General features: G+C 71.9%; 26 protein-coding genes. 9 read left to right on the top strand and 17 right to left on the bottom strand.

What is annotated here, in order from left to right; translation table 11 throughout:
- Positions 1-11 precede the first annotated feature (11 nt).
- From ACWD6N_RS15345 to ACWD6N_RS15335, 3 genes are all read left to right on the top strand, one after another.
- Positions 12-464 (top strand): SCP2 sterol-binding domain-containing protein, encoded by a 453-nt coding sequence (locus tag ACWD6N_RS15345; RefSeq protein WP_354966488.1) that lies wholly within the window; start codon positions 12-14, stop codon positions 462-464.
- A gap of 1 nt (position 465) precedes the next feature.
- The gene (locus tag ACWD6N_RS15340) at positions 466-1,680 is read left to right on the top strand and encodes an acyl-CoA dehydrogenase family protein (RefSeq protein ID WP_354966487.1); all 1,215 of its coding nucleotides are present in this window, start codon (positions 466-468) and stop codon (positions 1,678-1,680) included.
- Positions 1,681-1,788: 108 nt separating this feature from the next.
- A complete protein-coding gene (locus ACWD6N_RS15335; protein ID WP_354966486.1) occupies positions 1,789-3,351 on the top strand; it encodes an AMP-binding protein in 1,563 nt (520 codons plus the stop codon).
- A 6-nt stretch (positions 3,352-3,357) separates the two neighbouring features.
- Here the strand turns inward: ACWD6N_RS15335 and ACWD6N_RS15330 are convergent, their stop codons facing one another.
- The 5 genes from ACWD6N_RS15330 to ACWD6N_RS15310 form a co-directional block, all read right to left on the bottom strand.
- A complete protein-coding gene (locus tag ACWD6N_RS15330; RefSeq protein WP_354966485.1) occupies positions 3,358-4,182 on the bottom strand; it encodes a hypothetical protein in 825 nt (274 codons plus the stop codon).
- Positions 4,183-4,195: 13 nt separating this feature from the next.
- Positions 4,196-4,726, bottom strand: coding sequence for a SigE family RNA polymerase sigma factor (locus tag ACWD6N_RS15325; protein WP_387324725.1), 531 nt, complete (start codon positions 4,724-4,726; stop codon positions 4,196-4,198).
- A gap of 51 nt (positions 4,727-4,777) precedes the next feature.
- Positions 4,778-6,028, bottom strand: a complete 1,251-nt coding sequence (gene purD / locus ACWD6N_RS15320; RefSeq protein WP_354966484.1) for a phosphoribosylamine--glycine ligase — start codon at positions 6,026-6,028, stop codon at positions 4,778-4,780.
- Between the two features lie 85 nt (positions 6,029-6,113).
- On the bottom strand, positions 6,114-6,395 hold the full coding sequence (locus tag ACWD6N_RS15315; protein WP_354966483.1) for a DUF559 domain-containing protein: 282 nt from the start codon (positions 6,393-6,395) through the stop codon (positions 6,114-6,116).
- A gap of 834 nt (positions 6,396-7,229) precedes the next feature.
- A complete protein-coding gene (locus ACWD6N_RS15310; protein WP_354966482.1) occupies positions 7,230-8,519 on the bottom strand; it encodes an adenylosuccinate synthase in 1,290 nt (429 codons plus the stop codon).
- A 124-nt stretch (positions 8,520-8,643) separates the two neighbouring features.
- Here ACWD6N_RS15310 and ACWD6N_RS15305 point away from each other — a divergent pair, with 124 nt between their 5' ends.
- Entirely contained in the window at positions 8,644-9,720 is a 1,077-nt protein-coding gene (locus tag ACWD6N_RS15305) for a diacylglycerol kinase family protein (protein WP_387324728.1), read from the top strand.
- A gap of 340 nt (positions 9,721-10,060) precedes the next feature.
- On the opposite strand, the gene ACWD6N_RS15300 is transcribed toward ACWD6N_RS15305, so the two are convergent.
- Positions 10,061-10,537: a hypothetical protein gene (locus ACWD6N_RS15300; RefSeq protein WP_354966480.1), complete on the bottom strand. Its 477-nt coding sequence runs from the start codon at positions 10,535-10,537 to the stop codon at positions 10,061-10,063.
- Here ACWD6N_RS15300 and ACWD6N_RS15295 point away from each other — a divergent pair.
- Complete coding sequence (locus ACWD6N_RS15295; protein ID WP_387325155.1) at positions 10,455-12,368, top strand: chromosome partitioning protein; 1,914 nt, start codon at positions 10,455-10,457, stop codon at positions 12,366-12,368. The two genes, ACWD6N_RS15300 and ACWD6N_RS15295, sit on opposite strands and share 83 nt — an antisense overlap.
- A gap of 51 nt (positions 12,369-12,419) precedes the next feature.
- On the opposite strand, the gene ACWD6N_RS15290 is transcribed toward ACWD6N_RS15295, so the two are convergent.
- On the bottom strand, positions 12,420-12,848 hold the full coding sequence (locus ACWD6N_RS15290) for a DUF3151 domain-containing protein (protein WP_354966478.1): 429 nt from the start codon (positions 12,846-12,848) through the stop codon (positions 12,420-12,422).
- 248 nt (positions 12,849-13,096) lie between these two features.
- On the opposite strand from ACWD6N_RS15290, the gene ACWD6N_RS15285 reads away from it, so the two are divergent.
- Positions 13,097-14,296, top strand: coding sequence for an LOG family protein (locus ACWD6N_RS15285; protein ID WP_354966477.1), 1,200 nt, complete (start codon positions 13,097-13,099; stop codon positions 14,294-14,296).
- Positions 14,297-14,348: 52 nt separating this feature from the next.
- Here the strand turns inward: ACWD6N_RS15285 and fbaA are convergent, their stop codons facing one another.
- Together fbaA and ACWD6N_RS15275 are read right to left on the bottom strand one after the other, a co-directional pair.
- Positions 14,349-15,374, bottom strand: coding sequence for a class II fructose-bisphosphate aldolase (gene fbaA / locus ACWD6N_RS15280; protein ID WP_089018268.1), 1,026 nt, complete (start codon positions 15,372-15,374; stop codon positions 14,349-14,351).
- Between the two features lie 162 nt (positions 15,375-15,536).
- Positions 15,537-15,920, bottom strand: a complete 384-nt coding sequence (locus ACWD6N_RS15275) for a phage holin family protein (RefSeq protein ID WP_354966476.1) — start codon at positions 15,918-15,920, stop codon at positions 15,537-15,539.
- A 121-nt stretch (positions 15,921-16,041) separates the two neighbouring features.
- Here ACWD6N_RS15275 and ACWD6N_RS15270 point away from each other — a divergent pair, with 121 nt between their 5' ends.
- Entirely contained in the window at positions 16,042-16,254 is a 213-nt protein-coding gene (locus ACWD6N_RS15270; protein ID WP_354966475.1) for a hypothetical protein, read from the top strand.
- A gap of 1 nt (position 16,255) precedes the next feature.
- On the opposite strand, the gene ACWD6N_RS15265 is transcribed toward ACWD6N_RS15270, so the two are convergent.
- Together ACWD6N_RS15265 and ACWD6N_RS15260 are read right to left on the bottom strand one after the other, a co-directional pair.
- The gene (locus ACWD6N_RS15265) at positions 16,256-17,320 is read right to left on the bottom strand and encodes an LCP family protein (protein ID WP_354966474.1); all 1,065 of its coding nucleotides are present in this window, start codon (positions 17,318-17,320) and stop codon (positions 16,256-16,258) included.
- A gap of 2 nt (positions 17,321-17,322) precedes the next feature.
- Positions 17,323-17,802 (bottom strand): SigE family RNA polymerase sigma factor, encoded by a 480-nt coding sequence (locus ACWD6N_RS15260; protein WP_387324733.1) that lies wholly within the window; start codon positions 17,800-17,802, stop codon positions 17,323-17,325.
- 168 nt (positions 17,803-17,970) lie between these two features.
- Here ACWD6N_RS15260 and ACWD6N_RS15255 point away from each other — a divergent pair, with 168 nt between their 5' ends.
- Both ACWD6N_RS15255 and ACWD6N_RS15250 read left to right on the top strand, forming a co-directional pair.
- Positions 17,971-19,566 carry an LPXTG cell wall anchor domain-containing protein gene (locus ACWD6N_RS15255; RefSeq protein WP_354966472.1) on the top strand — a complete coding sequence of 532 codons (1,596 nt, stop codon included), beginning with the start codon at positions 17,971-17,973 and terminating at the stop codon, positions 19,564-19,566.
- A gap of 143 nt (positions 19,567-19,709) precedes the next feature.
- A complete protein-coding gene (locus tag ACWD6N_RS15250) occupies positions 19,710-20,531 on the top strand; it encodes a DedA family protein (protein ID WP_354966471.1) in 822 nt (273 codons plus the stop codon).
- A gap of 170 nt (positions 20,532-20,701) precedes the next feature.
- Here the strand turns inward: ACWD6N_RS15250 and ACWD6N_RS15245 are convergent, their stop codons facing one another.
- The 6 genes from ACWD6N_RS15245 to ACWD6N_RS15220 all read right to left on the bottom strand — a co-directional run.
- Positions 20,702-21,079, bottom strand: a complete 378-nt coding sequence (locus ACWD6N_RS15245; protein WP_007454255.1) for an ArsR/SmtB family transcription factor — start codon at positions 21,077-21,079, stop codon at positions 20,702-20,704.
- Between the two features lie 57 nt (positions 21,080-21,136).
- Entirely contained in the window at positions 21,137-21,676 is a 540-nt protein-coding gene (gene pyrE / locus ACWD6N_RS15240) for an orotate phosphoribosyltransferase (protein ID WP_354966470.1), read from the bottom strand.
- 168 nt (positions 21,677-21,844) lie between these two features.
- The gene (locus tag ACWD6N_RS15235; protein ID WP_354966469.1) at positions 21,845-22,654 is read right to left on the bottom strand and encodes an SDR family NAD(P)-dependent oxidoreductase; all 810 of its coding nucleotides are present in this window, start codon (positions 22,652-22,654) and stop codon (positions 21,845-21,847) included.
- Between the two features lie 9 nt (positions 22,655-22,663).
- Positions 22,664-23,329, bottom strand: a complete 666-nt coding sequence (locus ACWD6N_RS15230; protein ID WP_354966468.1) for a hypothetical protein — start codon at positions 23,327-23,329, stop codon at positions 22,664-22,666.
- Positions 23,330-23,401: 72 nt separating this feature from the next.
- Positions 23,402-24,241, bottom strand: a complete 840-nt coding sequence (locus ACWD6N_RS15225) for a hypothetical protein (RefSeq protein WP_354966467.1) — start codon at positions 24,239-24,241, stop codon at positions 23,402-23,404.
- 92 nt (positions 24,242-24,333) lie between these two features.
- Positions 24,334-24,830, bottom strand: a 497-nt coding sequence (locus ACWD6N_RS15220; protein ID WP_450004922.1) for a DUF4178 domain-containing protein, incomplete at its 5' end; no start/stop codon positions are given.

The following is a 24,830-nucleotide window of genomic DNA, read 5'->3' as shown; positions in this document are numbered from 1 at the left end:
AGGCGCGTCTCATGACTGACTTCGACCCGGCCACCTTCGCCAACGTGGGCCCCAAGGAATTCGCCCAGCTGGTCAAGTCCACCCCGGACGACAAGATCGCCCAGGTGATGTCCGGTGATCTGCGCGGCAAGGTCCTGGGCGAGGTGTTCGACCGGATGCCGTCGCTGTTCCGCGCGGACCGGGCCGGCTCCACCAACGCGGTCATCCACTGGGTCATCACCGGTCGCCCGGACGGCGGCAGCGACACCTACGAGGTGGTCATCGCGGACGGCAAGTGCGACGTGAACGAGACCCCGCAGCACGACCCGAAGCTGAGCCTGACCATGGGCCCGGTGGAGTTCCTGAAGATCGTCTCCGGTGGCGCCAACCCGGTGATGATGTTCATGACCGGCAAGTTGAAGGCGAAGGGCGACCTCGGTCTGGCCGCCAACATCGCCAACCTGTTCGACATCCCCAAGGCCTGAGATGGCCGAGTTCTCGCTCGACCTGACCGAGGAACAGCGGGATCTGCGCGACTGGGTGCACGGCTTCGCCGCCGAGGTCGTGCGCCCGGCCGCCGCCGAGTGGGACGCGCGGGAGGACACCCCGTGGCCGGTGATCCAGGAAGCCGCCAAGGTCGGCCTCTACGGCTTCGAGTTCCTCGCCACCTGCTGGGCCGACCCGACGGGGCTCTCCCTGCCCATCGCCAGCGAGGAACTCTTCTGGGGTGACGCCGGCATCGGGCTGAGCATCTTCGGCACCGCGCTCGCCGTCGCCGCCATCTACGGCGCGGGCACCCCCGACCAGATGGTCGAGTGGGTGCCACAGTGCTTCGGCGACGTCGACTCGCCGGCCGTCGCCGCGTTCTGCACCAGCGAGCCGGAGGCCGGCTCCGACGTCGGCGCGATGCGCACCCGGGCGGTCTACGACGAGGCCACCGACGAGTGGGTGCTGACCGGGCAGAAGGCGTACGCCACCAACGGCGGGATCGCCGGGGTGCACGTGGTCACCGCCTCGGTCGACCCCACGCTCGGCTCCCGGGGCCAAGCGGCGTTCGTCGTACCGCCGGGCACCCCCGGCCTGGCCGCCACCCGCAAGCTGCGCAAGCTGGGGCTGCGCGCGTCGCACACCGCCGACGTCTTCCTCGACGACGTACGCGTGCCCGGGCGCTGCCTGCTCGGCGGCCGGGACGCCCTGCTGGAACGCCTGGACCGGGCCCGCTCCGGGCAGCGGGCCAGCGGGCAGGCCGCGATGCGCACCTTCGAGCTGTCCCGACCCACCGTCGGCGCGCAGGCGCTCGGCGTGGCCCGGGCCGCCTACGAGTACGCCCTGGAGTACGCCAAGGAGCGGGTCCAGTTCGGACGGCCGATCATCGAGAACCAGGCGGTCGCGTTCGCGCTGGCCGACATGCGGATGGAGATCGACGCGGCTCGGCTGCTGGTCTGGCGGGCCTCCTGGATGGGCCGCAACAACCGCCCGTTCACCGCCGGCGAGGGGTCGATGTCCAAGCTCAAGGCCGGCGAGGTCGCGGTGTCGGTCACCGAGAAGGCGGTGCAGTTGCTCGGCGGAGCCGGCTTCCTGCGCGACCACCCGGTGGAGCGCTGGTACCGGGACGCGAAGATCTACACCATCTTCGAGGGCACCTCCGAGATCCAGCGGTTGGTGATCTCCCGGGCGATCTCCGGAATGCAGATCCGCTGATCACAGCGGTTGGGCAGCCCGGCGGATCCGGTGCATGATCGACAGCAGAGTCCGAGGATGGGCCCCTCCGGGGGCCCATCCGTGCACCACTGAAGGAGGCCCAAGGGCATGGACCTGCCGTTCGTCGTCGCCACGCTGACCCGACGCGGCCTGCTCACCCCCGGCCGACCCATCCGCGTCGCCGCACAGCTCAACGCCCTGCGCACCTGGGGCTGGAGCCTCGCCGGTGAGCTGCGCCAAGCCGCCGCCCGGGACCCCGGCCGCCCGGCGGTGCTCGACGAGCACGGCACCCAGCTGACCTATCAGGAGCTGCTCGACCGGGCCGAGCGGCTGGCCCGCGCGCTGCGCGCCGCGCTCGGCGTACAGGCCGGCGACCGGATCGGTCTGCTCTGCCGCAACCACCACGGCCTCATCGAGACGATCGTGGCCGCGACCCTGCTCGGCGTGGACTCGGTCCTGGTCAACACCGGCCTGTCCGCCGCGCAACTGGCCACCGTCGCCGAGGAGCAACGACTGCGGGTGCTGGTGCACGACGACGAGTTCGCCGAGCTGGTCCTCGGGCTCCCGGCCGAGCTGCACCGGGTCGACGAGCGCGCCCACGCGGAGCTGATCGCCGGGGCACTGCCGGGCGAGCTGCGCCCACCGGAGCGGGACGGCCGGATCATCGTGCTGACCTCCGGCACCACCGGCTCGCCCAAGGGCGCCCGCCGGCCCACCCCGAACGGCTTCGGCCCGCTGGTGTCCATCATCGACCGGATCCCGCTGCACACCCGGGACACGGTCATGATCGCCGCACCGATCTTCCACACCTGGGGGTACGCGGCGCTCCAAGTGTCCTTCGCGCTGCGGGCCACCATCGTGCTGCACCGCCGCTTCGACCCGGCCGCCACGCTGGCAACGCTCGCCGCGCACGGGTGTGACGCCCTCTTCGCCGTACCGGTGATGCTCCAACGGCTGCTGGAGGTGCCGCCACCGGACCCGCGGCCCGCGCTGAAGGTGGTCGCGGTCAGCGGCTCGGCGCTGCCCGGCGGGCTCGCCCCGGCGTTCATGGATGCCTACGGCGACGTGCTCTACAACCTGTACGGATCGACCGAGGTCTCCTGGGCCTCCATCGCCGGTCCGGTCGACCTGCGGGAGGCACCCACCACCGCCGGCCGACCCCCGCACGGCACCCGGTTGGAGATCCTCGACGACAACGGCGAGCCGGTGCCCGGCGGCCGGGTCGGCCGGATCCTCGTCGGCAACGAGATGCTGTTCGAGGGGTACACGTCAGGCGCGACCCGGGAGACCCACGACGGCCTGCTCGACACGGGCGACCTCGGCCGGGTCAACGCTGACGGCCTGCTCTTCGTCGACGGCCGCGCGGACGACATGATCGTCTCCGGTGGTGAGAACGTCTTCCCGTCCGAGGTGGAGGACCTGCTCGCCCGGCTTCCGCAGGTTCGTGAGGCCGCGGTGATCGGAGTGCCCGACCCGGAGTACGGCCAGCGGCTCGCCGCGTTCCTCGCCCTGCACCCCGGCGAGACGCTCGACCCCGAGGCGGTCCGCGAGTATGTCCGGCACTACCTGGCCCGCTTCTCCGTACCCCGTGACGTGATCTTCGTGAAGTACCTGCCGCGCAACGCCACCGGCAAGGTGGTCAGCCGCGAACTGCGCCGCTACTACGGCTGAGCCCGGTCAGGGATAGAGCGTCAGGCCGGGCGTGGTGGCGATGGCCGTCAACTGCTCCATGCTGATCAACCGCGGCGGGGCGGGATCCAGCGAGCGGGGACCGTCGGGATTCTTGTCGAGGTTCTCTACCATGGTCAGGAAGTTGCTGGTGCTCACCAACACGTGGGTGCCGTCGGTTCGCCACACCTGCGCCGAACGCTGGTCCACCCCCTTGTGCATCGGATTCAGCGCTGTGCTGGTAGTGAGAAGGCTGCCATCCGCAAGACGGGTGCTCGTGCAGCTGCTGCCATCCGTCACGGCATCGCATCCCCGCGGCTCGTCGACACCCGCCGGGCCCAGCGTCACGGACAGATCCTCGACCTGCTCTCCCCTCCTGACTTCCGGGCTGGTCCCGTAGGACGGCGTGCTCGGGGAGTAGCGGAACTGGACCAGGTCACAGGTGGGCTGCCGATTGGTGATTGTCAGCCCGGCCGGCAGGTGCTCCTCCAGGGCCCGTCGCAGCACGCCGGTCAGCCGGGCCACGCCCTCGTCGGGTGGCTCGGTCGGGCGGGCGCGCACCGTGTCGTACGTCTGAAGTGGCGGTTCGGGCCGATTGGACGGCCGTTTCCATTCCGCACAGAGCGACGGGCCGGCGGACGGTGAGCCGCCCGGCAGCTTCAGAGTGTCCGGAACCGGCCCGACCACCAGTGCCGATGTCAGCGCGAGCGCGACAACCGCCGTCCCCGTACCCGCCATCGCCCAAGCACGGTGGCGGCGGTGCTGCCGGTCGTCGGCGATCAGCCGGTCGACGTCGATTCCGGTGGGCGGCGACGACGCCACCGCCGCGCGCATCTGGTCGGAGAGTTCATCCATCGGTGCCTGCCTCCTCGGCTCGCGCCGACGCACCGACGAGGCGCCCCCGCAGCGCCTCGATCGCCCGCGCCGACTGGCTCTTGACGGTGCCCGGGGTACAGCCCAGTTCGCGCGCGGTCTCCTCGACGGACAGGTCGCAGAAGTAGCGCAGCACGAGGACCGCGCGCCGGCGTGGTGGCGGCTCGGCCAGCAGGGCGAGGATGGTCAGCCGGTCCGCCGTGCCCTCGGTGCCGCCGCCCGTCGCCGGACGGTCCGGCACCTCCGCCCAGGCGGCCTCCCGCCGCCAGGGCCGGCGCCGCTCGTCCAACCAGACCCGCAGGAGGGTACGGCGGACGTATGCGTCCGGACTGTCCATCCCGGACACACGGCGCCAGTGCCGGAGCAGCTTCACCAGCGTCGCCGACACGAGGTCGTCGGCCGTGTGCCAGTCACCGCAGAGCAGGTACGCGGTGCGGCGCAGCGGCTCCAGCCGCGCACCCACGTGCTCGCGGTAACCCTCGATGTCGGCCGGCAATCCAGCCACCTCCTCGCCTCACGGTTCAAACGGAGGCGGGACGGGCGAGGGTTGCCCGAATCAGCCGGGAATTCTGATCCGGCCGTCGATTGCAGCGGCGGCGATGTCGGTGCGGTGCTGCGAGCCGGCCAATTCCACCCCGTCCACCAGGGCGTACGCGGCAGCCCGTGCGGCGGCCAGGTCGGTGCCGGTGGCCGTACCGCAGAGCACCCGGCCACCGGCGGAGACCAGGGCCCCGTCGTCGGCTCGGCGGGCGGTGCCGGCGTGGATGATGCCCGGCCGGTCCGCGCCGGTGATCACGTCGCCGGTACGCGGCGCGGCCGGATAGCCCTCGGCCGCGAGCACTACGGTGACCGCGGCGCCGGACCGCCAGCGCAGCGGCGGGTGCCCGGCCAGCGTGCCGGTGGCCGCCGCGTGCAGCAGCCCGCCCAACGGCGTCTCCAGCAGCGCCAGCACCACCTGGGTCTCCGGATCGCCGAACCGGGCGTTGAACTCGATCACCCGGGGGCCCGCAGCGGTCATCGCGAGCCCGACGTAGAGCAGGCCGCCGAACGGGGTGCCGCGGCGGCGCAACTCGCCCAGGGTGGGGTGGACCACGTCGCGCATGACCTCGTCGACCAGGCCGGGCGAGGCCCAGGGCAGCGGCGCATACGCGCCCATGCCTCCAGTGTTCGGGCCGGTGTCGCCGTCGCCGATCCGCTTGAAGTCCTGCGCGGGCAGCAGCGGCAGCGCCGCCTCGCCGTCGGTCACCACGAAGAGGCTGACCTCCGGCCCGTCGAGGAACTCCTCGACCACGACCCGGCCACACTCGCGGGCGTGCGCCAGCGCGACGGACCGGTCGTCGGTGACCACCACGCCCTTACCGGCGGCGAGCCCGTCGTCCTTCACCACGTACGGCGCGCCGAACTCGTCCAGCGCCCGTCCGGTGCTCTCGTCATCCGTGCAGGTGTAGGCCCGCGCGGTCGGGACACCGGCGGCGGTCATCACGTCCTTGGCGAACGTCTTGGAACCCTCCAGCCGGGCAGCCTCGGCCGACGGCCCGAACACGGCGATGCCCTTGGCGCGTACCGCGTCGGCGACCCCGGCGACCAGCGGCGCCTCCGGCCCGATCACCACGAGGTCCGCCGCGGTCTCCACGGCCAGCGCGGCCACCGCGGCCGGGTCGGTCGGAGTCACCGCCCGCAGCTCGGCCACGCTGGCGATCCCCGGATTGCCCGGCGCCGCGATCAGCGCGGTAACGGCCGAATCGTTGGCCAACCCGAGCGCGAGCGCATGCTCCCGCCCCCCACCACCCACCAGAAGAACCCGCACGACCCAGGATCCTACTGTCCCCCACCCCCACCCCCGTTGATCATGGGGTTGGCGGGCCCATTGGCGATCCACTGAGCCGCCAACCTCATGATCGACGAGAGCGGGCGGCGGCGAGGGCTTGGCGGACTGTCCAGGGGATGTAGTCCGGCTGGAGGGTGTCCGACCAGGTGAAGCGGAGGACGGTCCAACCGGCGTTGACCAGGCGGTTCTGACGGCGGCGGTCGGCGAAGGCCGCCTGCGGCGAGGCGTGCGCGTCCCGGCCGTCGGCCTCTGCGATCACCCGCGGGGCGCGCCAGCCGAGGTCGCCGATTCCGAGCAGATAGCCGTCGACGTCGCGGATCTCTAGCTGCAACGCGTCGGGCGGCACTGCCGTCGACGCAGCGGAGTCGGGTACGGGTCTCCAGCGGCGACTGCGCCCGCCCGTCCGCCTCTGCCAGACAGACCCGCGCCGCGACCGCACCCCGCCGGCCGCAAATCAGGCTCGGGATCATCGCCAGTTGCGCTGAGGTGAGCCGGCCCTGGTTCAGTGCTGAGTCGAGGACGGAGACCGCTGGGTAACGATCGACTTGGAGAATGACGTCGGAGACGTTCTGGAGCGGGGAGGTGGCACGGACACCCGCGACCACGGTGATGTCGCCGGGACCGACGGTCAACTGGTGCACGACGAGCCACGGCGCCAAAGCGCGCTGGGATCGTGGCCGGTCAATCGCAACCGAGACGTGAACCTGCGAAGCCCGGCGAAGCCCCGCGATGCCGTACAGCTCCAGTGCGGTGTCGAAGACAGCGAAGGCACCTGGGCCAAGGCTTGTCACTGCTGCCCGAACCCGCGCCCGGTGCAATGCCGCGTCACTCAACTCGGCGGTCGGCACGAAACAGCTCCGGACGAGGCGTTGCCACCTGCCGGATCGGCAAAGCTGTCGGACCTGGTCCCGGGTCAGGCCGGCGCGTAACGCTTGCGCCAGGGTGACCATCCCATCCTGCTCGGCCGCGACGTCGCGAAGAAGCTGGTGTGGTCCCACCGCCCCACTCTGCCCACGCACCCCACCCCACCAAAGCCCCTGTGGATAACCCCCACAACCCTGTGGAGAACCAGTTCCCACACAGTTGACCAAGAGGTTCGCGTCAGTTTGGAGCCGGATCCTGACGCAAACCTCTTGATCAGCGGGGTGAGAGGCCGGGGGGCCGGGGGCCCGGGGTGGGGTTAGGGGAGGAGGGGGTGGAGGAGGACGTTTTCGTCGCGGCCGGGGCCTACGCCTACGACGCTGACTCTGGTGTTGCAGAGTTCCTCTACGCGGGCGATGTAGCGGCGGGCGTTCTCCGGCAGTTCGTCAGCCGTGCGGGCCTTGGTGATGTCTTCCCACCAGCCGTCGAGCTCCTCGTACACGGGCGTGGCGTGGTGGAAGTCCGTCTGGCTCATCGGCATGTCGTCGACCCGGACGCCGTTGATCTCGTAGCCGACGCAGATCGGCACCTTGGGCAGCCCGGTGAGCACGTCCAGCTTGGTGATGACCAGGTCGGTGACGCCGTTGAGGCGGCAGGCGTACCGGGCGACCACCGCGTCGAACCACCCGCACCGGCGTTCCCGCCCGGTGGTCGTGCCGTACTCCGCGCCGATCTTGCGGAGGTGCTCGCCGCTGGCGTCGAACAGTTCGGTCGGGAACGGGCCCGCGCCGACCCGGGTGGTGTACGCCTTGCTCACCGCGATCACCTTGCTGATCGCGGTCGGCGGGATGCCGGCACCCACGCAGGCGCCACCGGCCGTCGGGTTGGATGACGTCACGAAGGGGTACGTGCCGTGGTCCATGTCGAGCATGGTGGCCTGGGCGCCCTCGAGCAGCACCGTCTCGTGCCGGTCCAGCGCGTCCCAGAGCATCGCCCGGGTTTCGGCGATGTACGGCTTGAGCCGCTCCGCGTATCCCAGGTACTCCTCGACGGTCGCCTCGAGGTCGATCGCCTTGCGGTTGTAGACCTTGAAGAGGATCTGGTTCTTCTCGCGCAGCGCGAGTTCCAGCTTCTTGCGCAGGATGCCCGGGTCGAGCAGGTCCTGGAGCCGGATGCCGATCCGGGCCACCTTGTCGCCGTACGCCGGGCCGATGCCCCGGCCGGTGGTGCCGATCCGGGACGAGCCGAGGTACCGCTCGATCACCCGGTCCAGCGCCCGGTGGTGCGGCATGATCAGGTGCGCGTCGCCGGAGATCCGCAACCGGGACACGTCCACGCCCCGCTCGGCCAGCCCGTCGATCTCGGTGAGCAGCACCTTCGGGTCGACCACCACGCCGTTGCCGATGACGATCATCGCGCTCGGCGAGAGCGCGCCGGAGGGCATCAGGTGCAGTGCGTACTTCTGGCCGTCCGGGGTGATCACCGTGTGGCCCGCGTTGTTGCCACCGGAGTAGCGCACGACGTAGTCGACCCGCTCACCCAGCAGGTCGGTAACCTTGCCCTTGCCCTCGTCGCCCCACTGAGCGCCGAGGAGCACGATCGCTGGCATCTTTTCCGCCTCCAGAAGGCTCGGGTGCCAGGTGGCGACCGGTTGGCGAGCCCGGGGTGTCAGGTTAACAAGTAGTGACGGCGCGGCCGGCAGGGGTCGCGGCGAGAGGCAGGAGGCTCCTTCGGTGTACGACGTGGTGCTGCTCACCCTCGGTTCGGAGCGGGACGCTTCCGGGGGGTGCGGCAGCGGCGGGACCTGCTGCGGCGGTGCGACCGGAGCCGACACCGACCCGGTAACCGGCGGTGACACGACCGGCGGTGACACGACCGGCGGTGACACGACGGGTGACGGCGGTGGGGCGCGGGGCGATGCGGACGGGTGCGCCACCGAGCGGCCCCGGGTGCCGGTGCTGGCCTGCGCCGACGCCCTGACCGCCCGGGGCGCCCGGGTGCAGACGGTCACCGCGCGTTCGGACGCCGAGATCGACGAGGCGCTGTCCCGTCTCGACGGTCCGCCGCGCCCGGACGGCCTCACCTGGCCGGACCCGGACGGCAAGACCCGGCTGGTCGTCGCCACGGCCAGCGACGGGCAGTTGCGCGCAGTGCTGCGCCGGCTGGTCCGGCGGTACGCGCCAGCGCCGAGCCGCCGCCCGGCGGACCTGCCCGCTGATCGAACCCTGCCCGACCTGCCCCCGGTTGCCGTACTCCCGCTCGACCCGGCGCGCGGCGGCACCCACCGGGACCTGGCCGCGCAGCTCGGGCTGCCCCGCGACCCCGCTGCGGTGGCCGCCGCGGTGCTGGACGGCACGCCGCGCCGGCTGGATCTGCTGCGAAACGACGGCGGCTCGGTGACCCTGGACGGCGCCCTGTTCGGCGCCGCCGACGACGCCGGCCGGCCGCTGCACTGGCGGGCCCGGGTCGAGGTGGACGACACCGTCCTCACCGACGGTGACGAACTGTTGCTGGCCTGTGCGATCGGTAACGCCGGTGGGTACGCGATGCTCGACGACGTGACGCTGCTGGCCGCGCCGGACCCGGCCGACGGCCAGGTCGAGGTCGCGGTGGCCGTGCCGGTGGTCGGCCGCTCGGCGCTGGGCAGGAAGCGGGTACGCCTGGAGGTGCGGCGTGCTCGCGGGCGGGCGGTGTCGGTGCTGCCCCGGGAGGGAAAGGTGCCCTACCTCGACGACGGTGTCGAAGGCGAGCTGACCCGGAAGCGGTCCTGGTGGATCGAACCGGGCGCCTGGGCGATCTGGGCGATCTGACCCCGGCTGCGCCGACCGACCCTCGTCGGCCGGTGGGCCTATCCTCGCAGGAGGACTGGGGAGGAACCGTAATGGACGAGAACGCCGACCGGGCGCAGCTGCCCGGCCAGCAGCCGGTGCCGGAGCGGGACATCGAACCACTCTGGCCACCGGATCCGGCCGACCCGGGAGCGGATGCCGCGGCACCGCCATGGGCGTCGATCTCCGAGCAGCGAGGTGGCCCGCCGTCGGCCGCACCGCCGTCGACCGTGCCGCCACCTGTGGCCGCGCCGCCGATGGGCCGTCCTCCGGTACCCGGGCAGCCCGGGGCAGCGGCGCGGACTCCACCGTCACCGTCCGACTATCCGTCGCTCACGGGTGCCGTGCCGGCGCCCGGCGGCTGGGGCGTCACCGGCCCCTCCGGCGGCGCGTCGGGCTGGGCCCCGGCCCGGCCGAGTTGGCCACCGCCGGCCGACCCACCGACCCCCGACGCTCCCGGCGGGACGGCTGACGACGCCCGACCGACGCCGTCGACCACCGGTGCCGCGCCCAGCACCCCGGCGACCGGCCCAGCCCCATCGACCGGCCCTACCCCGGCTACCAGCCCGGCCCCGGCTACCAGCCCTGCCCCGGCGACCGGCGCGGTGGTCGGGGCCGCCGGTTCGGCGACCGGCTCGACCAGGCCCGCGAGCAGCAGCACCGACACACCCGGCGGCAACGGTGGCCCGGCCAGCGCCGCGACACCGAGCACCGCGCTGACGGCCACGAACAGCCCGCCCGGGCCGGCAGGCAACGCGTCCGCGGCAGCCAGCTCCACGCCCGAGGCGGCCAGCGCCACGCCGCAGGCACCCGGCCCCGCGCCACAGGCAGCCAGCCTCGCGCCGCAGGCGGCCGGTCCCACGTTCGAGGCAGCCAGCGCCACTCCGCAGGCAGCCGGTCCCGCGCCGCAGGCAGCCACTCTGCCCGGGTCGGAGCCTTCCGCGTCGGGAACGGCACCGGGGCGGGCCGACAATCCGGGTCCGGTCGCCGTCCCGGCCCCGCCGATCGTGCCGGGTGGCGTCGACCTGGACCTGCCGTTCTCCCTGGACCGCCCGGCGGCGTCCGCCGCGCCCGCCGCCGGCCCGGATCCGGTCGCACCGGCAGCACACGAAGTCGCGACCGCGGACCCCACCACGGCTGGGCCGGCGGCGAGCCGGGCCGGCACCGGTGAGGACGGATCTGCCGGAACGGCACGGCCGGCGACCGAGTCGCCCTGGGCGTATCCGCCGCAGCGGCCGGCCGGCGCGACCGGGACGGCCCACGACGAGGCGGCCGCCGGAACGCCGCCGGTCCCCGCGCCTCCCGTCCCACCGCCACCGCACCCGGCCGCCCCGAACGCCGGGCCCGGCCAGACGCACCCCGGCCAGACGTATCCCGGCCAGACGTATCCCGGCCAGGCGTATCCCGGCCAGGCGTACCCGCCGGCGATCCCCGGTCAGGCCGGCCCGGCACCGATCCCGCCCCCGCCCGGCCCGACGCAGTTCGCCGAGCCGCCGCACGGCAGCCCGGCGCCGCAGCAGGCTGGCCCGGTGGCCCCGCCTCCGGGGCCGTTCCCGCCGTCGCCGGGCTGGTATCCGCCACCCTGGCAGCAGAGCGCCCCCGGAGCACCCCCAGCGCAGCCGCAGTCGTATCAGGAGGCCGCGGGGGTGACCCGGGTGCCGGCCACCGGCTATCCGGACGCCACCTGGGAGCCGGAGACCACCGCGGCGCCGACCGCGGAGGACTTCGCCCGGCGCCGACAGGTACGGCCGGCCGATCCGGTGGCCACGATGGGCGTCCGCGCGGTGGTCAACAAGATGGGGCTGCTCCGGCTGGCTCCCGGGCGGCACGAGCAGGAGCTCAAGCGGGACATCGAGATGGTGCGCCGCAACTTCGGCGGGCTGCGGCAGGTGACCGTGGTCAATCCCAAGGGCGGCGCCGGAAAGACCGTGGCCATCCTGCTGCTCGCGATGACGTTCGGCCAGAAGCGCGGCGGCTACGTGCTGGCCTGGGACAACAACGAGACCCAGGGCACTCTCGGGATGCGGGCCCAACAGGACTTCCACTCCCGCACGGTGCGCGACATGCTGCGCGACCTCGGGCAGTTCCAGGGCGCCCACGGGCGGGTCGGCGATCTGTCGCAGTACGTCCGCTCGCAGGGCGAGGGGATGTTCGACGTGCTCGCCTCGGACGAGTCGGCCACCGGCGGCGAGATGCTCACCGCGGCCGCGTTCGCCGAGATCCGCGAGGTGGTCAGCCGGTTCTACAAGCTGATCTTCGTGGACACCGGGAACAACGTCCGGGCGCAGAACTGGCAGGCCTCGATGGACGCCACCGACCAACTGGTCGTCACCATGTCCGCCCGTAACGACTCGGCGGAGACGGCCGCCCGGATGCTCGACCACCTCGAGCAGAGCGGCCGGCAACGGCTGGTCCGGCAGGCGGTGACGGTGGTGTCGATGCCACCGTCCCGCAAGGAGATCGACCTACCGGCCATCCAGGAGCACTTCGCGGCCCGGACCAGGGCGGTGCTGCTGGCGCCGTACGAGCGGCTCATCGACAGCGGCGAGCCGATCCGGTACGGGGGGCTCTCCTCGGCCACCCGGGACGCCTGGCTCAAGATCGCCGCCGCGGTCGCCGAGGGTCTGTAGCCCGCCGTCGGCCGGCCCGGACGTGTGCCGGACCGGCCGTCGGGTCGGGTGTCAGTTGCTGGCCAGCGCGTCCGCCGCCGCCGGGTCACAGTCGCGGAGGAACTGGGCGCAGCGGGCCGCCTCGTCGGCCTCGCCGATCTCGTCGGCGGCCCGGGAGAGCACGTACAGGCAGCGGAGGAAGCCCTGGTTCGGCTCGTGCGACCACGGCACCGGGCCGTGGCCCTTCCAGCCGCTGCGGCGCAGCTGGTCCAGGCCCCGGTGGTAGCCGGTGCGCGCGTAGGCGTACGCCGTCACCACCTGGCCCTGCGCGAACGACCGGGCCGCGAGCTCGGCCCAGGCGGCGCTGTAGGTCGGGAATCGGGCCGCCACCTCGGCGTACGCCTGGTCGCTGGCTGCCTGTTCGGCGGCGGCCAGGGCTGCGTCGGCCTCGTGGTTCGCGGGTAGGAGGGTGGCCGGTGGCTCTGGCAACAGGTTCTGCATCGTCCCATTCAACCCGCTGGACAGGGCGACACGCGAGCGGGTCGGCCGACGTGCTCCGCTGAACGGCTGAGGAGTTGGTCACGCCTGCGGCCTATGCCGCCGCCAGGTGTTTTCCACTACAACTAATGGTCCGGAGCCTCCCCAGGACCCGGTTACGCAGGAGCCCGGTGGCCACGGCCGCCGGGCTCCTGTCGGTTCCGCCCCGGCCCGGGGTTTGGCTGGTCCCGGCGGACGGGCAGGATGGCCGGGTGCCGACCCCACCTCCCGCGGACATCATCGAGCCGCACCTGCACGTCAACGAGGTCCAGACCCGCGACGAGTTCGACCAGCAGCTGGCCACCGGCCGCCTGACCGGCCTGACCGTGCAGGGGCTCCGCCTCGACCTGGCCCCGGTGCCCGACCTGACCGGCGTCGAGGTCACCGGCACCCTCTTCGTCGGCTGCCGGTTCGCCTCCCGGGAGGTCGGCGCCGACCTGGTCCGGCGTGGGGCGAACGTCGTGCCGCCGTTCTCCGGGCTGCCGTACCCGACCCAACCGGCGCACCTCTACACCCCGGAGGAGCTGGCCGCCGGGTTCGCCGAGGGCGGGTTCACCGGGATGTACGACACCCGGGTGTACGAGCACTACCGGGCGCACGGCGGCGCGCTGCCGGACGTCAAGGAGGCGCTCGGTCAGCGTCTGCACGACCACGGCGTGGACAACGCGTTGACCGACGCCACCCGGGCCTGGCTGGACGAGCACGGGCCGCAGTCGGTGGTGGGCATCATGGGCGGGCACGCGGTGCGGCGCGGCAGCCCGGCGTACCGGATGGCGGCCGTGCTGGGTTGGGAGCTGGCCCGGGCCGACCGGCTGGTGGTGACCGGCGGCGGTCCCGGGGTGATGGAGGCGGCGAACCTCGGCGCCTACCTGGCGGACCAGCCGGCGGCGGAGTTGACCGCGGCGATCGACCTGCTGGCCACCGCGCCCGACTTCACCGACCACCAGCGGTACACCGCCGTGGCGCTGACGGTCCGGCAGCGGTACGCGGGCGTGCCCCGGCAGCGCGGCGCCGACGCGGGATGGGCGCGGGCCGGCGGGCTGGCCATCCCGACCTGGCTGTACGGGCACGAGCCGGCGAACCTGTTCGCGGGGCGGATCGCCAAGTACTTCTCGAACGCGATCCGGGAGGACACCATCCTGCGGCTCGCCCGGGGTGGCATCGTGTTCGCCCCCGGGCGGGCGGGCACGGTGCAGGAGGTGTTCCAGGCGGCGACCAAGACCTACTACGGCACCGACGGTGTCAGCGGCGCCTACGTCTTCCTCGACCGGGCGTACTGGACCCGGGAGCTGCCGGTGGAGGCGCTGTTGCGCCCGCTGCTGGCCGCGTCCCCGTTCGGCGACCTGTCGTCGACGATCCACCTGACCGACGACGTCCGCGAGGCCGTCCGCCTGCTCACCGCGTCCGCCTGACGAAACGACGACGGCCGGCTCCCCGAGGGGGCCGGCCGTCGGTGGGACGTCGTTACTTGGACATCGTGGTGCCGGTGGAGCGCAGGTGCTCGCACGCCTCGACGACCCGGGCGGCCAGGCCGGCCTCGGCGGCCTTGCCCCAGGTACGCGGGTCGTACTGCTTCTTGTTGCCGACCTCGCCGTCGATCTTCAGCACGCCGTCGTAGTTGCGGAGCATGTGGTCCGCGACGGGCCGGGTGAAGGCGTACTGGGTGTCGGTGTCGATGTTCATCTTCACCACGCCGTAGTCCAGCGCCTCGCGGATCTCGCTCAGCAGGGAGCCCGAGCCGCCATGGAAGACCAGGCTGAGCGGCTTGTCCTTGCCGTACTTCGCGCCGACCGCGTCCTGGATCTGCTTGAGGATCTCCGGCCGGAGCTTGACGTTGCCCGGCTTGTAGACGCCGTGCACGTTGCCGAAGGTCAGGGCCGCCATGTAGCGGCCCTTCTCGCCGAGGCCGAGCGCCTCGACCATGGCCAGGCCATCCTCGACGGTGGTGTAGAGCTTGTCGTTGATGGCGTTCTCGACGCCATCTTCCTCGCCACCGACGACGCCGACCTCGATCTCAAGGACGATCTTGCCCTTGGCGGCCTCGTCGAGGAGCTGGGAGGCGATCTGCAGGTTCTCCGCCACCGGCACGGCCGAGCCGTCCCACATGTGCGACTGGTACAGCGGCTGCTCGCCCCGCTTGACCCGCTCCTGCGAGATGCCCATCAGCGGCCGGACGAAGCCGTCCAGCTTGTCCTTCGGGCAGTGGTCGGTGTGCAGCGCGATGTTGACCGGGTACTTCTTGGCCACCTCGTGCGCGTACGCGGCGAACGCCACCGCGCCGGTGACCATGTCCTTGATCGAGGGGCCGGACAGGTACTCGGCGCCACCGGTCGAGACCTGGATGATGCCGTCGCTCTCCGCGTCGGCGAAGCCCTTGAGCGCCGCGTTCAGCGTCTGGGAGGAGGTGACATTGATCGCGGGGTACGCGTACCGGCCAGCCTTGGCGCGGTCCAGCATCTCCGCGTAAGCCTCGGGGGAAGCGATGGGCATATCGAACGCTCCTTACTTACCACTCTCGGCCGTGCTGGCCGCTGTTGTTCACGGGTGCGCCGGACCGCGCTGTCCTCCGCCCGGCAGTATCCCGTAGGTGAGGTGCGCCGAAACAACCGACCCGGCCCTGGCCCACCCGTCGGGCGGTGGCAAGGGATCCGGTCACCGGTTGCCCAGGCGGTCCGGCACGATGACGCTGATCAGCCAGGTGACCACGGTCATCACGATGGCGCCCCAGAACGCCGCCCAGAAACCGTCCACCTGGAACGGCAGGTCGAGCCCGCGGGCGATCCGGTCGGTGAGCAGGAACAGCAGCGCGTTGACCACCAGCGCGAACAGGCCCAGGGTCAGCAGGTAGAACACGCAACCGACGACCTTGATCACCGGTTTGAGCACCGCGTTGATCACGCCGAAGATCAGCGCGACCACGATCAGCGTGAGCACGGTGTTGCCACCCGAGCGTCCGTGCACCTCGACCCCGGGCACGATCAGCGTGGTCACCCACAACGCGACCGCGGTGATCGCCAGCCGGATGAGGAAGCCCACGGCCCCATCCTGGCACCGGGCCGCGCCGCCCATGGGTGATTCGACCGACTCGACTTCCGCGCGGCGCCGGCACAGCCCGTACGGTGGGTGGGAACCGTGCACCGAGCCCCCGGGAGGAACGATGGGTCAGCCCGATGAGGACTTCACCCCCGGCGACCACCTCGCCCCGGACGAACGCGACCCCGAGGCGGAGCCGGCCGACGCGGTCGAGCAGGCCGCGGTGGTCGGCCCCGCCGACGTCGACGGCGAGCCGCACCGCGGCCTGGAGGTCGACGACTGGGACGCGATGGAGCAGGCCCGGGTGGTCACCGGGGACGAGGACGACTACCGCTGAATCAGCGGCCGGCGTCGACCAGCTTCGGGTGACGGGCCGTCCATTCGTCGAGCCGGTCCTCCCGCAGCGCGGTCAGGAACTCCGGGGCGAGCTTCGGGTTGAGGCGCAGGTACCGGTCCTGCCCTGTCGGCTCGACGACCGGCAGGCTGAGCCCGACCGGCTCGACCGATCGCAGCGCGGGGACGAGCCGCAGCAGGTCCAGCACGGCGGCCCGGTCGGGTGACACCACGAGGTCCGGGCCGACGGCGGCCAGCAGTCTGGTGAGGCGTACCGGATCGGTGAGCACGCCCTGGTCGGTGGCCTGGCGGACCAGACCGGCAGCGAAGAGCCGGGCGTTCCGGTCCCGGTCGTGGCCGCCCTCGGGCAGACCGTAGCGCTGGCGGAGCAGGTCGACCGACGCGGCGCCGCCGAGACGCTGACAGCCCGCCGGGAAGACCCGCTTCGTGTGGACGGAGAGCACCCGCTCGGGCAGACAGACCGGCACTCCGCCCACGGCGTCGGTCAGCGCGCGCACGGTGGGGTACGTCAGCACCACACCAGCGTCCACCCGGATCCCGGTCAACTCGGTCACCGTACGCCGAGTCAGCTCGTAACCCTTGGTCATCTCCGGCCGGGTGAACCCGGCACCGAACGGAAACGCGGCGTTCAACTTGTTGGTGCCGTAGCCCGGGATCGGCACCCCCAGGTCACGCGGCAGCGAGATCAGGTACGGACGACTGTGGTCGGCCGGGATGTGCACCAACAGCATCGCGTCAGTTCGCGACACCTCCCGCCGGTCGCCGTCGAGGCCGAGCAGCAGGATGTTCAGCGCGCCCGTCGGCACCGGCCGACCGGACTCGCCGATCAGATCGGCGGCGGGCGGCGGTCCGGCGCGCTCCGGAGTCAGCAGGGGCACCCCGATCCCCAGTGCACCGAGCAGCGCCAACGCCGCACTGCCGGCCTGCCACCGGCGGCGACGACGCCGCCGCCGGGTCACCAGGCGGTCGATCGTGGCCCGCAGCGGACCGGTCGGCGGGGTCATCGGTTCGTGCCGGGCGAAGGCGGCACGCAGGTCATCCTCGATCATGTTCACGCCTCCACGTACTCGGCCCGGAGCGTGGCCAGGGCCCGGGAGATGGACGAACGTACGGTCCCGACGGCGCAGCCGAGGATGTCGGCGATCTCGGCGTCGGGCAGGTCCTCGTAGTAGCGCAGCACCAGGGTGGCCCGTTGCCGGCGCGGCAGCCGGGACAGCCAGGACCAGATCTGGTCCCGGTCGACGGCGGACTGGGCGTGGTCGACGGGTGCCGCCAGCGCCTCATCGGGCTCCCCGCGCAGCAGCACCCGGCGCATCCAGGAACCGCGCTTCCAGTCGACGTACTGGTTGGTGAGCATCCGGCGCACGTAGCGCTCGGGTGAGTCCGCTCGGGCGACCCGTCGCCAGTTGAGCTGGACCCGGACCATCGTCTCCTGCACCAGATCCTGCGCCTGGTGCGGATCGCCGGTGAGCATCACCGCGTACCGCAGCAGCGGGGCCAGTCGCGTGTCCGCGAACTCCTCGTACGTCACTGCACCTCCCGGGGCTCCTGCCTCAGATGACGGAAGCGGGGCGATCGAACGTTGCGGTGACGCCGATCAACCTTTCGGCCGGTCTTGGCATTCGGGGCGGCGGCCAACCTTAGCGATTCCTTAGGATCCGCAGGCTCCACCTGAATCCCCCACTGGAGGAACCCCCACATGCTCACCCACTCCACCCGGCGTTTGCTCGCCGGACTGGGCGTAGCAGGCGCGTTCGTCGCCGCCTCCGCCAGTCCGGCCATCGCCGATCCGGCTGCCGAATTCGACCTCTACTTCCAGGACGTCACCGTCGCGGCCGACTCGCCCGGCGTCGTCCGGGGGCCGAAGCTGTTCGGCTCTGAGCCGACCGTCCTCAACGAGGTCACCGTCCGCTACGACTACCGCTCACTGGCCGACAAGATCACCTTGGCCGGCGACACGGGCAACGACTGCTCCGCCGACGATGCCGGAGTGCTGGTCTGCACGGAACCTTTCCCGGTGGTCGTCGACGAGCTGTACGGAGGATTCCTCGGGGACGTCATCATCGCCCCGACCGACAAAGCGGCTACCGGCGACGCCGGCGAGCTGAAGGTCAGCCTCCAGACCGCCGGCAAGGACGTCGCCAACTACGTCTCCCGCATCCGCGTCGGCGAGGGCGTCGACCTGGCGGGCGGACCCGAAACCCAGGTCAAGGCAGCGCCCGGTGCCGCGTTCCAGGCCCCGCTGACTGTCCGCAACGTCGGCAAGACCGACATCGAGGGTGTGGTGGCGTTGTTCGACAACGACTACGGCATCCGGACCAAGGAGCGGTTCGACAACTGCTACTACGCCGAGGACTTCCTGTTCGCCTGCGAGTTCGACGAGAAGATTCCGGTCGGTGAGGGCGCTACGACGACCCTGAACTACGAGCTGGCCAAGGACACCTACGCACCGAGCACCGAGTTCGGCGACATCTGGTTCATGACCACGGGAGACTTCGAGGACTTCGCCGGCGTCCGCGAGGAGGCCGGCGCCAAGGCGGCCCGCCTGGGTACGGGCAAGACCTTGTCGCTGACCCAGGCCCCGGGTGCGAGCCGCGCCATGCAGACGGACACCGACCCGAGCAACAACCACAGTGCGCTGCGGGTGGAGGTCACCGGCAAGAACGGTACGGACCTGGAGGCCGTCGGCGCCAAGTTCACCGGCGCCAAGGGTGCGGTGGTGACCGCCGCCCTTGGTTTCCGCAACAACGGCCCGGCCACCCTGGAGTACATCCGCACCGAGACCGACGTCACCTTCGTCGACGTCACGGTGCCGACCGGCACCACCGCGGTGGAGGTGCCGGCCGAGTGCGCCCCGCGTACCGGTGAGGACGCGGAGTGGGAGGACGCCGGGACTCCCGGCGCTGCCGAATACCGCTGCTATCCCGGGCCGTTCGCCCCGGCCGGCGAGGAACTGACCGGCGAGTTCAAGTTCCGTATCGACAAGGTCATCGCCAACGCCACCGGCGCGGTGAAGGTCAACGTCCCGTGCGAGTGCGAGGGCGGCTTCTACGCCGACCTGAAGCCGGCCAACGACACCGCCAAGATCCTGGTGAACGCGTCCGGCGACCAGGGCGACCAGGGCGACCAGGGCGACCAGGATGGCAGCGGCGGCCAGGGTGGTGACGACGGTGGCGCGCTGCCGATCACCGGCCAGTCCACCGGCCTGATCGCCGGCATCGGCGCGCTGCTGCTCGCCGCGGGCGTCGGCGGCTACCTGGTGGCCAAGCGCCGCCGGACCCGCTTCGTCGCCTGATCCAACCCGCACCACCGGTGCCCCGCCGACCATCCCGGTCGGCGGGGCACCGTCGTTGCGACACCCTTCGCCTCGGGGGATGCGCCAGCGGGTGGTGTGGGTACGGTCCGGCGCGGCAAGAGACGCGGTCTTCGGTACCCTTTGTGGCCGTGGACACAGCTGAGAAGACCCGCACGCTCGCGGAGAGCGTCGCCCTGAACCCGCTCGATCCCAAGGAGCTGTTGCAGACCTTCGGGCTGATCGGCGTCTGGGTGATCCTCTTCGCCGAGACCGGCCTGCTGGTGGGCTTCTTCTTCCCGGGCGACTCGCTGCTGTTCCTGGCCGGGGTGGCCGCCTCGCCCGTGGCGGACGCCATCTTCGGCGACGGCACCCGACTCTCCCTGGCCGGCCTGCTGATCGGCGGTCCGATCTGCGCGATCGTCGGCGCCCAGGTGGGGCACTGGCTCGGCGCGCGGTACGGCCGGCGGATGTTCGAGCGGCCCAACTCCCGGCTCTTCAAGAAGGAGTACGTGGAGAAGGCGGAGTACTACTTCCAGAAGTTCGGCCCGGCGAAGGCCGTGGTGCTGGCCCGCTTCATCCCGATCGTCCGGACGTTCCTCAACCCGGTCGCCGGCGCGCTCGGCATGCCGGCCCGGCAGTTCCTGCTCTGGAACATCGTCGGCGCGGTGCTGTGGGTGGACGGCATCCTGCTGATCGGCTACCTGCTGGCCGAGCAGATCTACCAGGCCATCGGGGACAAGATCGACCACTACATCCTGCCGGTGGTGGCCCTGATCATCGTGATCTCGGTGCTGCCGATCTTCTTCGAGTTCCTCCGCGACCGGCGGGCACGCAAGCGTGGCGAGGCGGTCGCGGTGGTCGCGGCGGCCAGCGCCGTCGGCGCGGTCGAAGCAGTCCGCGAGACGTTCGACCACGACGAGCACCCGCACGGCCGCCAGCGTCCGGAGCACGGGCAGGAGCGCTGAACCCTGGGTACGACGACGGCCGGCCCCCTGGTGAGGGGGTCGGCCGTCGGCATGTCGGACCCGGCCTCCGGCGGTGCGGCCGGGGACGAGCAGGCGTCACCGAGCGGTGGCGCCACCCCTGGCTCGCCACCGAACACCATCCCGGCGCGGGACGGCGTGCAGCGCCTGCTTCAGCGGGCCTTCTTGGTGGCCCGCTTACGCGGCGGGGTCAGCAGGTCGGCGATCGTCGCGATCGCACTCGGGACCAGCCGGTAGTACGCCCAGACACCGCGCTTCTCCCGCTCCAGCAAGCCGGCCTCGGTGAGGATACGCAGGTGGTGACTGACCGTCGGCTGAGAGAGGCCGAGCGGCGCCGTCAGGTCACAGACGCACGCCTCGCCCTCAGGGGCCGACTGGATCAGGCTGAGCAGCCGCAACCGAGCGGGATCGGCAAGGGCCTTGAGGACCCCCGCGAGACGCTCGGCATCGGCACGTTCGATCGGCTCACCGGCAAGCGGCGAGATCTGAGGCATAGTCATTTCGGCCAACGCAGTTCCCACGTATTCCATCCTTCCACCAGCAGCATCGATCCGCCTGCATATCAGCAGATCCGAATCGGCAAACTTTTACGCCACAAGGCCGAGGTCAGCCAACGTATAGGCCGCCCTGTACGGCAATCCGGCGGCTCGCACCGCGTCGCCGGCGCCTCGATCAACAATAACCGCCACGCCCACGACTTCAGCCCCGGCCTCACGAAGCGCCTCGACCGCGGTCAACACACTTCCGCCTGTCGTGGACGTATCCTCCACCGCCAACACTCGGCGGCCGACCACCTCCGGTCCCTCGATGCGCCGTTGTAGACCGTGCGCCTTACCCGCCTTGCGCACCACAAAAGCGTCCAGGGCCCGACCGGTCGGAGCAGCGGCGTGCAGCATCGAGAGCGCGATGGGGTCCGCGCCCAGGGTGAGCCCGCCGACGGCGTCGTACTCCCAGTCGGCGGTGAGGTCGAGCAGCACCCGGCCGACCAACGGGGCGGCCCGGTGATGGAGCGTGACGCGACGCAGATCGACGTACCAGTCTGCCTCCCGCCCCGAGGAGAGCACGACCCGTCCGTGGACCACAGCCAGGTCGGTAATGAATTTACGCAGGTCGTCGTGGTCCCCCATGGCGATAGAGGTTACTGCGCAAGTCTGGACGCCGCGTGTGGGGTCCACCCTGATCAGCCCGCTGGGGGACAGATGGTTGGCGATGTCCGACTACGCTCAGCAATCGGCCCGATCGCGGTGAGCCAACGTACCGGCACTGGCGCCGGGAGACCGGGCGGCCCTGGGTGCTCAGCGCTCGTCTCGACCGATCCTGCCGCGGGTGTCCCGGGCGACCGCCTGGAGCAGCCTTCGCGGCGCGTGCCGCAGGCCGGCAACGGCCACTTTGTACTTCCACGCCGGAATGCTGACCAACTTGCCTTTGCCCAGGTCACGCAAGGCTTCGTCGACCACATCCTCGGCCCGCAGCCACATCCACTCGGGCGTCTTCGACATGTTGATGCCGGCCCGCTGATGGAACTCCGTACGGGTGTAGCCGGGGCAGAGGGCCATCACCCGGACCCCGAACGGCCGTGCCGACTGGCCGACGGACTCACTGAAATTGGTGACCCACGCCTTGCTGGCCGAGTAGGTCGATCCCGGCATCACCGCGCCGAATCCGGCAACCGAAGAGACATTTATCACTGCCCCATCGCGCCGTTCGGTCATCGGCCGCAGCGCCGCCAGGGTCAGCCGCATGACCGCGTGCACGTTGAGCCGCAGCAGGCGGGCCTCGTCCTCGGCAGAGGAGCGCAGGAACGGTTTGTTGAGGCTGATCCCGGCGTTGTTGACCAGCAGGTGCACGGGGCCGCCGTCCGTGAGCCGCTGCTCCACCACGGCGCAGCCGTCGTCGGTGGACAGGTCCGCCGAGATCGTCTCGACCTCGCGGCCGTGTCGGGCACCCAGCTCGGTGGCCAGTTCGGTCAACCGGCCCGCGTCCCGGGCGACCAGCACCAGGTGCCAGCCGTCAGCGGCCAGCCGGCGGGTGAACGCAGCGCCGATGCCGGCGGTGGCGCCGGTGATCAGGGCCCGTCGCTCGGCGATCGCGGGGTCGAGCGTCACGGGCGGTCCTCACCTGGGCGGGTACGGGGGCGCGGTCTGCGCCGGCGGGGGCTGGTGCGGGGCGGGTGGGAACCCGGGCGGAGCGGACGGCACGGTAGGCGTTGTCGGACGGTGCCGACCGAACCAGGCGTTGGCCGCCGGCAGGGCCAGCAGCGTAGCTACCACAAGGTAACCGAGGCCCTGTCCAACCGAAAGTCCGGCGTTGAGCGGGATCCACCACGACGGGTACGCGTCACCGATCAGGCCCAGCAACTCGGCGGTGGCCCGCTCGCCGGCGCCCAGCCGCAGCGGCGCGGCCCGTTCACCGATGAGCACCGCCACGCTGCAGCAGCCGGCGAGCAGGCCGAGCCCGCAGACGACCCAGGTGGCCACCCGGACGCCGGCACGACCCGCCAGCAACCCGACGGCCAGACCGGCGAGCACCGGCGTGGAGAGCGCCGCCACCACCGCCGAGACTGCCGCGGACACGCGCAGCAGGGTCACCACATCGTCGACCTGCTGCGGACTCGCCGAGGTGTCCCGGGCGGCGGAGCGGAACGCGTCGACCGTGCGGCCGAGCACCGCCAGGTCGATGACGGTGTACGCGAGTGCGGCGATCGCCATCACCAGCAGCACGGCCGCGGCCAGCAAGACCACGGCCGGCCGGCGCGCCGGTGCCGATTCCGGGTACGACACGACGAATCCCTCCGGTAGGCGTCGGGTTGCAACCTACTCGGAGGGATCGTCGGCGTCGTGGTTATCGAACGGTCAACTCGTCGACGGCGGGGTCGGCCCGGGACGGTCGGCCGGCGGCGTGTCGTCCGGTCGGTCCGTGCCGGACGGGCCCGACGAGGGCGACGGGCCGGGCGGCGGCGGGTAAGCCGGCTCCGACCCGGTCGTCTGGCCCGGCGTCGACGGGTAACCCGGCTCGCCACTCGACGGGTTGCCCGGCTGTCCGGGGGCCTGCGGGTAGCCGGGCTGGCCCGGCGCCTGCGGGTAACCCGGGTAGCTGGCGCCCGGGGTCGGCGGCTCCCAGCCCGCGGTGGGCTTGCGGAAGTACTCGTTGGCCTTCGGAAGCGCCAGCAGGATCAGCGCCGCGAGCAGCGCGAGCAGGCTGATCACGCCGAGCAGGAGGCTGACCGGGGTGATCCAGGAGGGCAGCGCCTCGTCCAGCCGGCGCTGGATCTCCTCGCCGCTCGGCATGTCGCCGCCGGTGTCCACGCCGGTGGTGAAGCTGCCGGCGGCCCCGCTGAGCAGGGTGCCGCCCACGCAGCAGACCATGATGCCGCCGATGATCCAGGTGGTGATCCGGGCGCCGTTGCGACCCTGGTTGTTGAGCAGGGCCAGCACGGCCAGGGCGACCGCGAGCAGCAGCAGCACGATGCTGCTGCCGATGCCGAAGGCGAAGAAGAAGTCCGCCACCTGCTCGGCACCGTTCGCGGAACTGCCCTCGTACGCCTCGCGGAGCACGTCACGGGTCTTGCCGATGGTGGCGAGGGTGAGGATCAGACTGATCACCTGGCACGCCAGGAACAGGAAGAGCAGGTAGCTGGAAATCGTCACGATGGATGGCCGCTGGCGGGCCGGCGTGCTCTGGGAATCGACCACGATTCTCCTTCCCTAAGATCGCGCCCACACCGTATCGGCAACTGGCCACTCTGGCATGCCGTGGCCAACCCGGCGCGCCCGTCGGGACCGGCTCAGCGCTCTTGGGTGGTGGGTCGAATCGTCAGCTCGGCGGGGTCGAGCAGGTCGCCGCCGGCGACCCGCCAGCCCTCTTCGCCGTACGCCTCGAAGGAGAGTCGCGCGCCGCCGCCGGACTCGTAGTCGTGGTAGCGCATCGTCCCGGCCGCCGGCAGCCCGGTCTCGCCGGTGGCGGTGTACCGCGCCTGCCCGGTCTCGGCCCAGGTGTAGCGCCGCCCGCCGAGGTCGATGGTCGGGGCGCCCGGGGTGACGGTCGCGCCGGGTTCGGCGGTCCAGAGCACCAACTCCAGGTCGGGGCCGTCCTCCACGGACAACCGGTGGCGGGTGCCGGAGGCGTCGTCGAGCAGGTGCTGCACCCAGCTCCAGTCCCCCTCGACCAGGCGGATCGTGCCGCTCACCGCGTACTCCCGCTCGCGGATCCGCACGCGGTCGCCGGGGGCCAGACGGTGCGGGCCACCGCGCAGCGACTCCGCCGCGGGGGGGGGGGGGGGGC

The sequence above is a fragment of the Micromonospora sp. NPDC005163 genome, assembly GCF_053599835.1.
This window is presented reverse-complemented; position numbering and strand designations above follow the sequence as displayed.